Annotated in this window: 12 protein-coding genes; 3 read left to right on the forward strand and 9 right to left on the reverse strand. The window is 35.4% G+C overall.

Going from position 1 to position 12,869, the window contains the following annotated elements; translation table 11 throughout:
* Nucleotide 1 precedes the first annotated feature (1 nt).
* The 9 genes from B0E34_RS14400 to recQ form a co-directional block, all read right to left on the reverse strand.
* Nucleotides 2-826 (reverse strand): CvfB family protein, encoded by an 825-nt coding sequence (locus tag B0E34_RS14400; RefSeq protein WP_087710498.1) that lies wholly within the window; start codon nt 824-826, stop codon nt 2-4.
* A gap of 47 nt (nt 827-873) precedes the next feature.
* Nucleotides 874-1,359: a hypothetical protein gene (locus tag B0E34_RS14405; protein WP_087710500.1), complete on the reverse strand. Its 486-nt coding sequence runs from the start codon at nt 1,357-1,359 to the stop codon at nt 874-876.
* Nucleotides 1,360-1,600: 241 nt separating this feature from the next.
* Complete coding sequence (locus tag B0E34_RS14410) at nt 1,601-2,467, reverse strand: proline and serine-rich protein 1 family protein (RefSeq protein WP_165762991.1); 867 nt, start codon at nt 2,465-2,467, stop codon at nt 1,601-1,603.
* A gap of 94 nt (nt 2,468-2,561) precedes the next feature.
* Complete coding sequence (gene lpdA / locus B0E34_RS14415; protein ID WP_087710504.1) at nt 2,562-3,965, reverse strand: dihydrolipoyl dehydrogenase; 1,404 nt, start codon at nt 3,963-3,965, stop codon at nt 2,562-2,564.
* A 120-nt stretch (nt 3,966-4,085) separates the two neighbouring features.
* Nucleotides 4,086-4,442 carry a hypothetical protein gene (locus B0E34_RS14420; protein WP_087710506.1) on the reverse strand — a complete coding sequence of 119 codons (357 nt, stop codon included), beginning with the start codon at nt 4,440-4,442 and terminating at the stop codon, nt 4,086-4,088.
* Between the two features lie 28 nt (nt 4,443-4,470).
* Nucleotides 4,471-4,821, reverse strand: a complete 351-nt coding sequence (locus B0E34_RS14425; protein WP_087710508.1) for a hypothetical protein — start codon at nt 4,819-4,821, stop codon at nt 4,471-4,473.
* A 64-nt stretch (nt 4,822-4,885) separates the two neighbouring features.
* Nucleotides 4,886-5,965, reverse strand: coding sequence for a glycosyltransferase (locus B0E34_RS14430; RefSeq protein ID WP_087710510.1), 1,080 nt, complete (start codon nt 5,963-5,965; stop codon nt 4,886-4,888).
* A 10-nt stretch (nt 5,966-5,975) separates the two neighbouring features.
* Nucleotides 5,976-6,530, reverse strand: a complete 555-nt coding sequence (locus tag B0E34_RS14435) for a hypothetical protein (protein WP_087710512.1) — start codon at nt 6,528-6,530, stop codon at nt 5,976-5,978.
* Nucleotides 6,517-8,721: a DNA helicase RecQ gene (recQ, locus tag B0E34_RS14440; RefSeq protein ID WP_076389946.1), complete on the reverse strand. Its 2,205-nt coding sequence runs from the start codon at nt 8,719-8,721 to the stop codon at nt 6,517-6,519. The genes B0E34_RS14435 and recQ overlap by 14 nt, the downstream gene beginning before the upstream one ends.
* Nucleotides 8,722-8,874: 153 nt before the next feature.
* On the opposite strand from recQ, the gene B0E34_RS14445 reads away from it, so the two are divergent.
* The 3 genes from B0E34_RS14445 (at nt 8,875) to B0E34_RS14455 (ending at nt 12,869) form a co-directional block, all read left to right on the forward strand.
* Nucleotides 8,875-9,834, forward strand: a complete 960-nt coding sequence (locus B0E34_RS14445; protein ID WP_087710590.1) for a KpsF/GutQ family sugar-phosphate isomerase — start codon at nt 8,875-8,877, stop codon at nt 9,832-9,834.
* 127 nt (nt 9,835-9,961) lie between these two features.
* Nucleotides 9,962-10,789, forward strand: a complete 828-nt coding sequence (gene tatC, locus B0E34_RS14450) for a twin-arginine translocase subunit TatC (protein ID WP_185117461.1) — start codon at nt 9,962-9,964, stop codon at nt 10,787-10,789.
* Nucleotides 10,790-11,240: 451 nt separating this feature from the next.
* Complete coding sequence (locus B0E34_RS14455) at nt 11,241-12,869, forward strand: M1 family metallopeptidase (protein WP_087710514.1); 1,629 nt, start codon at nt 11,241-11,243, stop codon at nt 12,867-12,869.

Raw genomic sequence — 12,869 nt, forward strand, 5'->3', positions numbered from 1 at the left:
ATTACAATAACCGAATTTTATCGTCCAGAATATCAATAATTTTATCTTTATATAATCCTCCGATGGCTTTTTTAAAGTTCTTTTTACTCATCTGAACTTCGTCTTTAATTTCTTCGGGAGTTGATTTGTCTGAAAGATGAAGCAAACCGTAGTTTTCTTCAAGTTTGTCTAAAATTTTCTTTTTAAACTCATCGATATTTTCAAAACCTTGTGGCTGTAAGGAAACATCAATTTTTCCGTCTTCGCGGATCTCTTTGATATAACCGGATTCTTCAGACAACGGATAAAGCTTTTTGAATACATCCGAATTGTAGATGAGTCCGATATATTTTTTGTTGATGACCACATTCCAGCCCAATTCACTTTCATTCATCATAATAAGATCTACTTTATCTCCTTTCTGGAAAGGCAGATCCTTATATTGAGGATTTCTTTTGAATTTCGTGGTTCCGGTAATCAGTTCCAGATCTTCATCAACATAAATATAGACAAGATATCTTTTTCCCTCAATGATCTTAGATTTCTGCTGCTTGTAAGGAATAAACAGATCTTTGATGATTCCCCAATCCATAAAAGCTCCGCTTGGAAGACTTTGTACACAGCTCATTACGGCAAACTCTCCTACTTCTGCCAAAGGAATTTCTGTGGTTGCCTTTAATTTTCCATCATCCTGATATACAAAAACTTCAATTTCGTCATCAATTTCCTTATCATCCTGAATGAAAATTTTAGGAAGAAAAGCCTTTTCTCCGGATTCGTCTGCTAAGATCCATCCCGAATTATTTTTATCTGAAATTTTTAAAGTCTGAGTTTTTCCGAATTGCATGTATGATAAAATTAGTCTGCAAAGGTAAGGAAAATCAAATCTTTAACCTATTTATATTCTTCCAAATCTCTTCTCAGGGTTTTGGACTCTTTCAAATAACTGTTTTCTACATCGGGATTTTGAGCAATACCTATTACTTTTACAAGTCTTTCATCAGTATAATAATATCTTGATTCTGAAAGTAATTTAGGATTTTTTATATATCCATTCTCATCAATGATTTGATATTTTTTTGTCAAAACAAAGATCAGTTTATCATTTTCTGAGAAAAAATATTGTGTACTGATATTCCATGCCGAAAGACCTACAAAATGTTCTATTTTTTTAAGTTTTCCATCTTTATAAAATCCTTTCAGTTCAATTCCGTTATCTGAAGTCTGGTTTTTTCCTAAGAAATAAGAATAGGGAACAGTTTTGATGTGATAATTTTTAGTACTATTGATTTCAGAAACCTTTTTACTGATTGACTTGATATTCTGACTAAAAGTGTAACCTGAAATAAAAATAAAAAAAGTTAACAAAAATGCTCTCATATTTTTTAAATAAAGCTGTTTAAACCAATTTTAAATTTAACCGTAAAAGAGACAAAAGACTTTATTGGATTTATGTAAAGTATTTCAAAAGTCTGCAAAGAAGAAAAATCTTTGATTTTTTTAACTTATGTGCTCTTTCTTTCCATTAAGGATTAAATTTAAACAACTAAAGTGTTAAAATCTTTTGCATCTTTTGCGATAAAAGTTTAAATGAGTTCAATATTAATTTCAAACTGTTTTTTTATGAATTTTGTACAAATTCCATCAATTCCCGTTTGCTGCTTTCAAAATCGAAGGCATCGTAAACCAGAAAATATTTATGCTTATCTACACATTTTGAAAACATAGACTTTGCAAGAGAAATTTTATTTTTGTCAAAACTTAAATCTTTTACCAAAATACGGATCTGGTTCGAGGTAAACAAGGCATGTTTTCCCTGTTGACTGATGAACATCATTTTTTTATCGTCAAACCAAGCCTTTTCCTTCATCATCGCCATAAATCCCTGAAACGTCTGATTATCCATCACATTAGGATAATTTACGTTATCATTCCATCCTCCCGAATTTCCGTAAGGATTATTCCAGACATCATTCCAGTCATTAAATCCGTAAGACTGGTTCTGAACAGGATATGAATCTAATAAAAACAATCCTTCATTGGTAAAGAAATCAAGAACCAATCTGCTGTTGTTTCTTACATTCAAAGTTGTTCTGTATAATAAATAACCGTTTTCATAAATTGAAACAGGAATTCTTCCTGACGGAAGATCAAAAAATCTGAATCTTCCGGAATTATTGGAAATAAACTGATCTCCAAGTTCCACACTGAACATTCCCTGTTCAGGAATTCTCAGGAAAACTTCTGAATATCCGTACTGCTGATCCCATTGGTAATTTGGATTTTTACCTCTGAATCCATTGTTATTTCTGTTCTGATTTCTGAAACCGGAATTATTGCTGTTTCTGCTCTCCGTTCTTTTTGCGTTCGGAGATTCTATTTCTGTTTTTGAAGCCTCGTTTTTTAAAAGCTCGCCTGCTTTTCCTGCTTCCTGCGCGAAAGAAAAACTTCCTACAAGAAACAAAACACTCATAAATATATTTTTCATAACACTTTTTTTAATCTCTAGCTCCACTTTCATGCCAAAAAAAAGAGAAACCAGTATCTGATTTCTCTTTATTATTTATATGATTGTTTATCAATTACATATGAATTGGTCTTTTTGCCGTAGCATCCAAAGCTGCTTCTTTGATTGCTTCTGCATACGTAGGGTGCGCGTGAGAACTTCTTGCGATATCTTCTGCACTTGCACGGAATTCCATAGCAATAACGCCTTCAGCAATCAAATCTGCTGCTCTTGCTCCTACGATGTGCATTCCAAGAACTTCATCTGTTTTTTCGTCTGCAATAATTTTTACCAAACCATCTACATCACCACTTGCACGGCTTCTTCCCAAAGCTCTCATCGGGAAAGAACCTACTTTATAAGCTACTCCTTCTTCTTTCAACTGCTCTTCAGTTTTTCCAACTCCTGCAACTTCCGGCCATGTGTAAACCACTCCCGGAATTAAATTATAGTTGATGTGAGGCTTCTGTCCTGCTAAAGTTTCAGCAACAAAAACACCTTCCTCTTCTGCTTTGTGAGCCAGCATTGCTCCTTTTACCACGTCTCCGATTGCGTAAATGTTGGCAACATTAGTCTGTAAATGATCATTTACTTTCACTCTTCCTCTTTCATCAAGCTCAACACCTGCTTTTTCAAGTCCAAGACCGTCTGTGTAAGGTTTTCTTCCTACAGAAACCAGACAGTAATCTCCTTCTACTGTTACTTCCTCTCCTTTTTTGTCTTTCGCTGTAATTTTTACGGTATCTCCGTTTCTTTCCACTGCGGACACGGCTGTAGAAAGCATGAATTTCATTCCCTGCTTTTTAAGAACTTTCGTTAATTCTTTACTTAGCGCTCCGTCCATTGTCGGGATAATTTTATCCATAAACTCAACCACTGTCACCTGAGCTCCAAGTCTTAGGTAAACAGAACCTAATTCAAGACCGATTACTCCACCTCCGATTACCACTAAATGTTTCGGAATTTCTTTAAGATTTAAAGCTTCTGTAGAAGTAATCACTCTTTCTTTATCTAACGTGATGAAAGGTAAAGAAGAAGGTTTAGAACCTGTTGCGATGATGGTATATTTGGATTCGATGGTTTCTGTAGAACCGTCGTTTTTTGTTACTTTGATCTGAGTAGCGGATTCGAAGCTTCCAACACCTTCAAAAACAGTGATTTTGTTTTTGTTCATCAGATAGCTGATTCCGTCTGTATTTTGTTTGATTACCTCATTTTTACGTTCGATCATTCTTGCAATGTCGGCTTGAGGCTCGTTGATAATGATTCCGTGACCTGCAAAATTGTGTTTTGCGTTCTCAAAATGCTCAGAGCTGTCTAAAAGCGCTTTTGACGGAATACATCCCACGTTAAGACAAGTTCCTCCCAAAGTTGGATATTTTTCAATAATTGCTGTTGTGAAACCTAATTGTGCAGCACGGATTGCAGCAACATAACCACCAGGACCGGAACCGATTACGGTAACATCGAATTGACTCATGTTATTTTATGAATTTGTTTATTATTAACTTTCTTATGCTTACAAATTTAACGATTTATTACCACGTGAGAAAGTGAGATTTGTCAAATTTTAAGGAGAGGTCTGAGTTATAAAAATTTTTCAACAATAATCTTGAATGTCTTTAAATTTCTCAATGATTTCTTTACATTTTTCATCAAGTAAATTTTTATATTTCGTGTCTACTATTTTTAATTTTGAATCAAGTTTGATAAGATACTCTGTATTGTAAAGTTTTCTTTCTTCACCGACTGGGTAAAATTGAATTTCGCTGTAGTATTTCTCTAAAATATTTAAATCAATGTTATCTAAAGGTTGGATATCATTTATTCTTCCAATAAGATAATGCATTTTAAAATATCCGGAGTGCATCTCAATTTGATCTGTTATAATAGCAATCGCATTTGAACGTAATTTTTTAATAAACCTGTAATGCTTTAGCTTTTCAAACTTATTCATATTTATTTCATCAAATAATGCTAAAACCTTACAAATCCAACCTCAGTTTCCCTTGTCCGAATTCTCCCGTGCTTTCAAAATATGAGCCTCCGTAAACATACCAATCAAGGCTTTCGAGATATTGTACAGCATTTTCAGGGGTTATATTAGGACGGTCTTTTTTAGAAACAATTCCTTTGTACCATCTTCCGGATTTGGAAAAACTTTCATATTCCACAAAATATCGGATCCAGATTCTCTGGCAAAGTTTACACTGCTGAATGCTTACTTCGGCAAATCTTCCATTCGTTTTATCGATTCCCAATTCTGACGTTCTGAATTCTGTATAGGTGGAAGTCGGTTTTTCGCAGGCGCATCCCAGTTTCTGGATTTTAATCATTAGTAATTGTTTTCTGAAATTAAAAGTCCAAAATTAAAAAATATTAGCTGAATACTCAAGACGGTTATTTCATCAGATCCAGCAACACCTTTTCGTACTGATTTAAAATAATATTCTTGGAAAATCTGGATTTTATAGAATTTTTAATGGCTTCATTTTCATGATTTTCATGAAGAATTTTCATAATCTTTTGCGAAAAATCTTCATAATTTTCAATATTGGCAATTTCTCCATTGGTATCATCCTGAATGATTTCGGTAATTCCTCCGGGGCAATTATTGGCTAAAGAATACGTTCCGCAAGCTCCGGCTTCGAGTAACACATTCGGAAAGCCTTCATATCGTGATGAAAGGATAAACAAGTCTGCATATTTTAAAAACTGATAAGGATTTTCCTGCCTTCCGTGAAAGATCACGTTTTTTAAGCCTAAAAAATCTTTCATTTGATGCAAGATTTCACGATCCTGTCCGTCTCCTAAAATATGAAGCAGGATATTTTCGTTTTTAAGCCTTGAGAATACCTTCAGTAAGTTATCAAAACCTTTTCTTGCCGATAAATTTCCGATCGCGACAACATTTTTATAGCCGTATTTAAAACTTTCCGGTTTATGGGAGATTTTAATTTTTTCATCAATAAAATCAAAATCTACAGGATTGTTTATTTTAACGATTTTCGAAGGTTTAATCTTGAAATTAAGCATCAGATCATGCTTCATATCATCACTCTGCGCAATGATTGTATCGTAATTATTATAGAAATTGTAGAAAAATTTAATCTCCTTTCTGGTAACGTGCTGAGAAACAACATTGGTTTCTCTTGCAATAAATTTTGTCTTGGGAAAAACTTTGATGAATAAAGACAGATAAGCGTTTACTTCTCCAAATCCGGAAAATACAATATCCGGCTTTCTGCGGTAAATTTCCCTGAGAATAGGTTTTAAGGAATGTCTGATTCTTTCCGTATTAACATCAATGATTTCAACGTCATCTTTCAAAATACTGAGATAACCTCCCTGTTTGCGCAGAAGCAATATCTTAGGCTCAAAACGATCCCGTGAGAGATGATTTGCAATGGTGGTAACAATTCTTTCCGCGCCTCCGGTTTCCAGATCCGGCAGAATAAATATGACAGAAATCTTTTTCATCACTGTAAAATTAGTAAAAAGTTTTCTTAACCTTCAAACCAAGCTCTTCAAAAACAGGAATAATCTCGTTAATATTTTCAACACTAAGAAAAGCATATTTAGCATTATCAAAATGTATTTTTCTTTCACCTAAAAATAAAGTTGTGTCATTATTTTCATTAAAAATATTTCTCTTTTCTTTAAAGTTTATATTTCCGAAAAAACGATTATTCATTTCAGCCTTGATAAGATTAATTTGCGCAAGATTAAGCTCCTGCTCAATATCATCAGTCAATTTTTCTAAAATTATTATTCTTTGATTTGTTATTAAATAGTAATTACTCTTTAGTTCAAAATATTTTAAAACCCATTTAAAAATGGCAAAATACAAACCTATACTAAGCATTATTACTCCTAAAATTGAAATATATGATTTACAAGAAATAAAAAATATAGAAATAGCAACATAAAAAAGGGAAAATACAATTCTTGCTTTTTCTAAAGTATTAAAAAAGAAACTCTTCCGTGGAAGAATTTCTTTCATTATAATTTCGTTATTGTTTAAAATAAATTTAGTTGGCAACATCGCTGATGAATTTTATTCTCAACATTCTCACCTCTTCATCCGAAAGTTCGTCTCCGAATTCATCAAGCAGAACTTTCATGCTGTCGCTTTCAGATTCATTCATGAATTCCATGAAACCGTCAACAATATCTTCATCAAAATTATCTTCAATATAATAATCGATATTCAGTTTGGTTCCCTGATAAACAATACGTTCCATTTCCTTCAGCAGTTCGTCCATTGAAAGGTTTTTGGCTCTTGCAATGTCTTCAAGATCGATCTTTTTATCGGTACTCTGAATGATGAAAACTTTGTGGCTGGATTTGTTTGCCACCTGTTTAAGAACCATATCCTGAGTTCGCTCGATATTGTTGTCTTCTACATATTTACTGATGAAATCTGCGAATTCTTTACCGTATTTCTTGGCTTTTCCTTCTCCGACTCCGTAGATTTTAGTAATTTCTTCCACCGTAATCGGATACTGAACCGTCATATCTTCCAAACTCGGATCCATAAACACTGTGTAAGGCGGAATTCCGTGTTTTTTGGCAACTTTTTTTCTTAGTTCTTTAAGCTGGTTGAATAAATTCTGATCCAGACCGCCTCCGGACTGCATCTGAACCTGATCGCTTTCCGCTTTTGTCTGCGTTAAATCAAACTCTCTGTCTTCTGCAATTAAGAAAGAATGTTCCAGTTTTCCGTCAAGAACCAGTCTTCCCTTTTCAGCAATTTTTAAAACGCCGTAGGTTTCAATATCTTTCTGTAAAAAATTCTGAACCGTTGCCTGTCTTAAAATTGTTTTCCAGTGGTTGTCTTTTTCTTCTTTTCCAAAACCGAAATAAGAAGTCTGTTCCAGTTTGTAAGACTTAGTAACCGCAGTTTCTTTTCCTGCGATGACCGAGATCAGATCTTTGGCTTTAAATTTTTCTCCGGTATCATTAATCAGCTCCAGAACTTTTCTCAGATCGTCTGTTGCATCTTTTAATTTTGGAGGATTCGATGAATTGTCGCACATTTTTGCTCCGTCACCATTGATCGGATCAAAATTTTCACCAAAATAATACAGAATATACTGTCTTCTGCTCATCGAAGTTTCGGCGTATCCTACCACTTCATTGAGAAGCTGTAATCCGATTTCTCTTTCAGAAACAGGCTTCTGTGCAAGGAATTTCTCCAGTTTTTCAATATCTTTCGGATCGTAGAACGCGAGACAATGACCTTCTCCACCATCTCTTCCTGCACGACCGGTCTCCTGGTAATAACTTTCCAGAGATTTCGGGAAATCGTAATGAATTACAAAACGTACATCCGGCTTATCGATTCCCATTCCGAAAGCAATGGTTGCCACTATCACATCCACTTCCTCCATCAGAAATTTATCCTGATTGGCTACCCTTATTTTCTGGTCGAGACCTGCATGATAAGGCAGTGCATTTACACCATTTACCTGCAGAAGCTGTGCAAATTCTTCAACTTTTCTTCGGCTCAGACAGTAAACAATTCCGGATTTTCCTTTATTCTGGCTGATGAACTTTACGATTTCCTTGTCTACATTTACCTTAGGCTGTACTTCATAGTAGAGATTCGGTCTGTTGAAGCTTTCTTTAAAAACCAGAGCATTCGTCATTCCCAAAGTTTTCTGGATATCATCCTGAACTTTTGGTGTAGCTGTTGCAGTAAGTGCAATCACCGGTACATCGGCAATTTTATCGATGATGGATTTCAGGTTTCGGTATTCCGGTCTGAAATCGTGTCCCCATTCTGAAATACAGTGTGCTTCATCAATGGCAAAGAAGGAAATTTTTACATCTTTCAGAAAATCCAGATAGTCTTCCTTAATTAATGATTCCGGGGCAACATATAAAAGTTTGGTTTTACCACTTTTAATATCGTCGAAAACCTGTTTGGTCTGCGTTTTGTTTAATGATGAATTTAAAACGTGTGCTACTCCATCGTCAGATGAAAGCCCGTTCACGGCATCTACCTGGTTCTTCATCAACGCTATAAGCGGAGAAACCACAATTGCCGTACCTTCCGAAATAAGAGCCGGAAGCTGATAACATAAGGATTTCCCTCCTCCTGTAGGCATCAGAACAAATATATCCTTCCCGTTCAAAAGGTTTTCTATAATCTGCTCCTGCTGTCCCTTAAAAGTAGAAAACCCGAAATATTTTTTCAATTCGCCTGATAAATTGGCTTTTTTTGCGCTCATCTAATTTTCTATTGCTAAATTTGCATCTAACCCAAAGATATGAATTTTTCGCTTAAAATAAAAGCGAACGAATTTATAAAAAATAAAATTTATATTAAATATCCTTTTAAAAATATAACGTTTTTTAAGAGATTTTTTGTATATGCTGTAAAAATGGAAAGAGCCGACATCATTTCAATCGCGAAAAGCACTTTAGAAATAGAAATTTCAGAACTTGAAAAACTTAAATCCAGAATTAATGACGATTTTGCAAAAGCTGTAGAAATCATACATTCTGCCAAGGGAAAACTTATCGTGGTGGGAATCGGGAAATCGGCACACGTTGGAAATAAGATTGTTGCCACCCTGAACTCTACAGGAACCCCTTCTCAGTTTTTACACGCTTCGGAAGCCATCCACGGAGATTTGGGCGTTATTCAGAAGCAGGATGTTGTGTTGTGTATTTCAAATTCCGGAAATTCACCGGAGATCGTGAATCTGGTTCCTTATCTGAAAGATTACTCTTCCGCTTTAATAGGAATGACGGGAAATAAATCCAGTAAACTTGCGGAATTTTCAGAAATCATTTTAGATACTCATGTAGAAAAGGAAGCGTGCCCGAATAAACTTGCGCCTACCAGTTCAACCACTCTGCAAATGGCTTTGGGAGATGCTTTGGCGATTGCTTTAATGGAAATGAATGATTTCAAAGCAAATGATTTTGCCAAATTTCATCCGGGAGGAAGTCTGGGTAAAAATTTAATTTCGAAAGTCGATGATTTTTTATCTTCCCAAAAACCTCAGGTTACTGAAAATGATACAGTAAAAGATGTTATTATCTCAATCAGCGGTTCTCGTCACGGAATTACGGTGGTCACGAATAATGACGAAATTATCGGAGTCATTACCGATGGTGATTTGAGAAGAATGCTCTTAAAAGGTGATGATATCGCTAAAGTTCTGGCAAAAGACATCATGTCTGCACATCCGAAGACCATCGAAAGAAATGCTCTGGCTAAAGAAGCCATGAAAATATTAAAAGACAATAATATCGGACAACTTGTGGTAACGGAAAACGGAAAATATTTCGGTATTATCGATCTGCATAAATTGCTGGATGAAGGAATTAATTAATCAGAATGTATACGTGAAAAGATTTAATTTTTTTCATAATAAACACGCATGTGCATTTAAAAAAATGAAACATCTCTTTTTACTGAAACTTTTTCCCTAAATTTGAAATCTTAAAAAAAATTATCCTGTGAGTGATGCTAAAGACATGTCTTTTTGGGGACATATTGGTGAACTGAGAGGTCATCTCATCCGTTCAATTCTTGCTATTATAGTTGCTGCAGTTATTATCGGTTTCAATATCAACTGGATTATGGATCACGTTTTCTTTGGTCCTACCCGAAACGATTTTGCGACCTTTGAGATTGTGAATCATTTTTCCAAAATGATTTTGGGCGAAGACAGCATTCACCTTCCGAAAGATTTTCCGGTTCGTGCAAGCAAGCTTTACCAGCAGTTTAATGTGATGATGGCAGTTTCCATTTTTGGAGGAATTGTTTTGGCTTTTCCTTATATTGTATGGGAGCTTTGGAGATTCATCAGTCCCGCTTTACATCCGAATGAAAGAAAAAATTCAATCTTTATCATCAATTCAGTTTGGATTTTATTTATGACGGGCGTTTTATGCGGATATTATTTAATCCTTCCTTTTGCCGTTAATTTCGGGGTTATTTTCAAAATCTCCGATATCATTATTCCGCTGTACGATTTAAGTGATTATACGACTCTGTTTTTACAGGTAGTTTTAGGAATGGGCGTAATTTTCCTTTTTCCGGTACTTATTTATTTCCTTACCACCATCGGAATTCTTACACCAACCTTTATGAAAACATACCGTCGTCATGCGATTGTTTTAATCATGGTTGTTGCAGCAATTATCACTCCGGCAGACGTTTTAAGTATGTTGATGGCAGCATTTCCACTGCTTTTACTGTACGAATTCAGTATCATCATGTGTTCGTATACCTATAAGAAAGTTCAGAAAGCGGCTGGAAATTTACCTGCAGTTCAGAAATAATTTTTATCCATTCAAAATATAGTCCCGTAGATTTTCTGCGGGATTTTTCTTTTTCAGGAGCTTTATCGCGCTTTCCGCACTCGCTATTTTCAAGGTTCAGGTTTTGCGGCGGCTTTGCCGCCGCAAAACCTGAACCTTGAAAATGAGCTCAGACAATTGCTGCAATCGCGGCTAGGGTTTTTGCGTGGAAAAGAATTGTTTCTGAAAATATTGATAATAAGTCTTTTGCGGATTGTGTTTTTTAACCACCCCGTCAAAAATTCTGAAGAATTTTTGCCACCCCTCCAGAGGAGGGGAATTTTACTTATAAACTATTGATTCCGAAATGATAAAGACAAAGAATGTAACAAACATTTACTTCTTTCGTCTAATTAAAAAGATCGTAATAATTTAGATAAGCTGAATTTTACGTCTATTAAATTTCTATTTTAGCGATTATAATTTAATTCAGATGAAAAAACTTTCATATACGCTTTTGTTTGCGGCAAGTCTTTCTTTCGGACAGTTTTTCGAGAAAGATAAGGTTTTCACGAAACAGGATACCTTAAAAGGTTCCAATACACAATTCCGAAACTTTTGGGACGTCAAAAAATATGAACTTTCCGTAGAGCCTGATTTTGCCACGAAAAGTATTAAAGGAAACAACAAGATCAGTTTTGAGATCATTAAAGACGTTACCAATCCTACGTTTCAGATTGATCTGCAGCAGCCAATGAAAGCGGACAAAGTGGAAGCCAGCTTTCCGGTTGCAGAATATAAACAGGACGGCGATTTTATCTGGATCAAAACCAATAAAAGCTTTAAAAAGGGTGAAAAATATACTATTGACGTCACCTATTCCGGAAATCCTACCATTGCAAAACGGGCTCCTTGGGACGGAGGCTGGGTTTTCACCAAAGATGAAAACGGAAATCCGTGGATGAGCGTTGCCGACGAAGGAATCGGAGCTTCTATCTGGCTTCCTACCAAAGATATCTGGGACGATGAACCCGACAATGGCGTTGTGATGAAAATCATTACTCCCAAAGATTTAGTGGGGGTTGGAAACGGAAGACTAATCAGCAAAAAAGCAGAAGGTGATAAAATGGCTTACACATGGGAAGTTAAAAATCCAATTAACGCCTACTCTATCATTCCGAATATTGGAAAATATGTGAACTTCAAAGATACTTTTAACGGAGAAAAAGGGAAACTGGATCTGGATTACTGGGTAATCGATTATAATTTAGACAAAGCAAAAAAACAGTTTCAGCAGGTAAAACCTATGCTTTCAGCGTTTGAATACTGGTTTGGAGCCTATCCTTTCTATGAAGATTCTTACAAGCTTGTAGATTCCCCTTATTTGGGAATGGAGCACCAAAGTAACGTTGCGTACGGAAATGCTTACCAAAACGGTTATCTGGGGCAGGATCTTTCCGGAACGGGAGTTGGATTAAACTGGGATTACATCATTGTTCATGAAAGTGGACATGAATGGTTTGCGAATAATATCACAGCAAAAGATCAGGCAGATATGTGGGTACACGAAGGTTTCACGATGTACTCCGAAGTCTTGTTCACCGAAAAATACATGGACAAAAAATCTGCGGATATTTATGCCGGAGGAATTCGTAACGGTATTCAGAATGATGTTTCGATCATCGGGAAATACGGCGTAAGAAATGAAGGAAGCGGCGATATGTACCCAAAAGGCGCAAGTATGCTTCACACGATTCGTCAGGTCATCAATAACGATGCGAAATTCAGAGAAATTTTAAGAGGAATCAATAAAGATTTTTATCATCAAACGGTAACAACACAGCAGATTGAAAATTATATTTCAAAGAAATCCGGAATCGATTTTTCAAGTGTTTTCAATCAATATCTGAGAACCACAAAAATTCCGACACTGGAATATTCCCAGAAAGGCGAAGAACTGAAATTCCGCTACACCAACGTTGTGAAGAATTTAAAACTTCCTATTATTGTTGACGGAATAACCATAAATCCAACCGAACAGTGGCAGACTGTAAAGCTAAAAAAAGGAACTCCGGTACAGTTTAACGAAAATTATTATATCGATTATAAAAAGGTACAGTAA

It is taken from the genome of Chryseobacterium mucoviscidosis (assembly GCF_002177115.1).
GTDB classification, from domain to species: domain Bacteria; phylum Bacteroidota; class Bacteroidia; order Flavobacteriales; family Weeksellaceae; genus Chryseobacterium; species Chryseobacterium mucoviscidosis.

Bases quoted from the DNA above. Each gene is read 5' to 3' on its own strand.
- B0E34_RS14400 (WP_087710498.1), bottom strand. From the start codon at position 826: ATGCAATTCGGAAAAACTCAGACTTTAAAAATTTCAGATAAAAATAAT.
- B0E34_RS14405 (WP_087710500.1), bottom strand. From the start codon at position 1,359: ATGAGAGCATTTTTGTTAACTTTTTTTATTTTTATTTCAGGTTACACT.
- B0E34_RS14410 (WP_165762991.1), bottom strand. From the start codon at position 2,467: ATGAAAAATATATTTATGAGTGTTTTGTTTCTTGTAGGAAGTTTTTCT.
- lpdA (WP_087710504.1), bottom strand. From the start codon at position 3,965: ATGAGTCAATTCGATGTTACCGTAATCGGTTCCGGTCCTGGTGGTTAT.
- B0E34_RS14420 (WP_087710506.1), bottom strand. From the start codon at position 4,442: ATGAATAAGTTTGAAAAGCTAAAGCATTACAGGTTTATTAAAAAATTA.
- B0E34_RS14425 (WP_087710508.1), bottom strand. From the start codon at position 4,821: ATGATTAAAATCCAGAAACTGGGATGCGCCTGCGAAAAACCGACTTCC.
- B0E34_RS14430 (WP_087710510.1), bottom strand. From the start codon at position 5,965: ATGAAAAAGATTTCTGTCATATTTATTCTGCCGGATCTGGAAACCGGA.
- B0E34_RS14435 (WP_087710512.1), bottom strand. From the start codon at position 6,530: ATGTTGCCAACTAAATTTATTTTAAACAATAACGAAATTATAATGAAA.
- recQ (WP_076389946.1), bottom strand. From the start codon at position 8,721: ATGAGCGCAAAAAAAGCCAATTTATCAGGCGAATTGAAAAAATATTTC.
- B0E34_RS14445 (WP_087710590.1), top strand. From the start codon at position 8,875: ATGGAAAGAGCCGACATCATTTCAATCGCGAAAAGCACTTTAGAAATA.
- B0E34_RS14455 (WP_087710514.1), top strand. From the start codon at position 11,241: ATGAAAAAACTTTCATATACGCTTTTGTTTGCGGCAAGTCTTTCTTTC.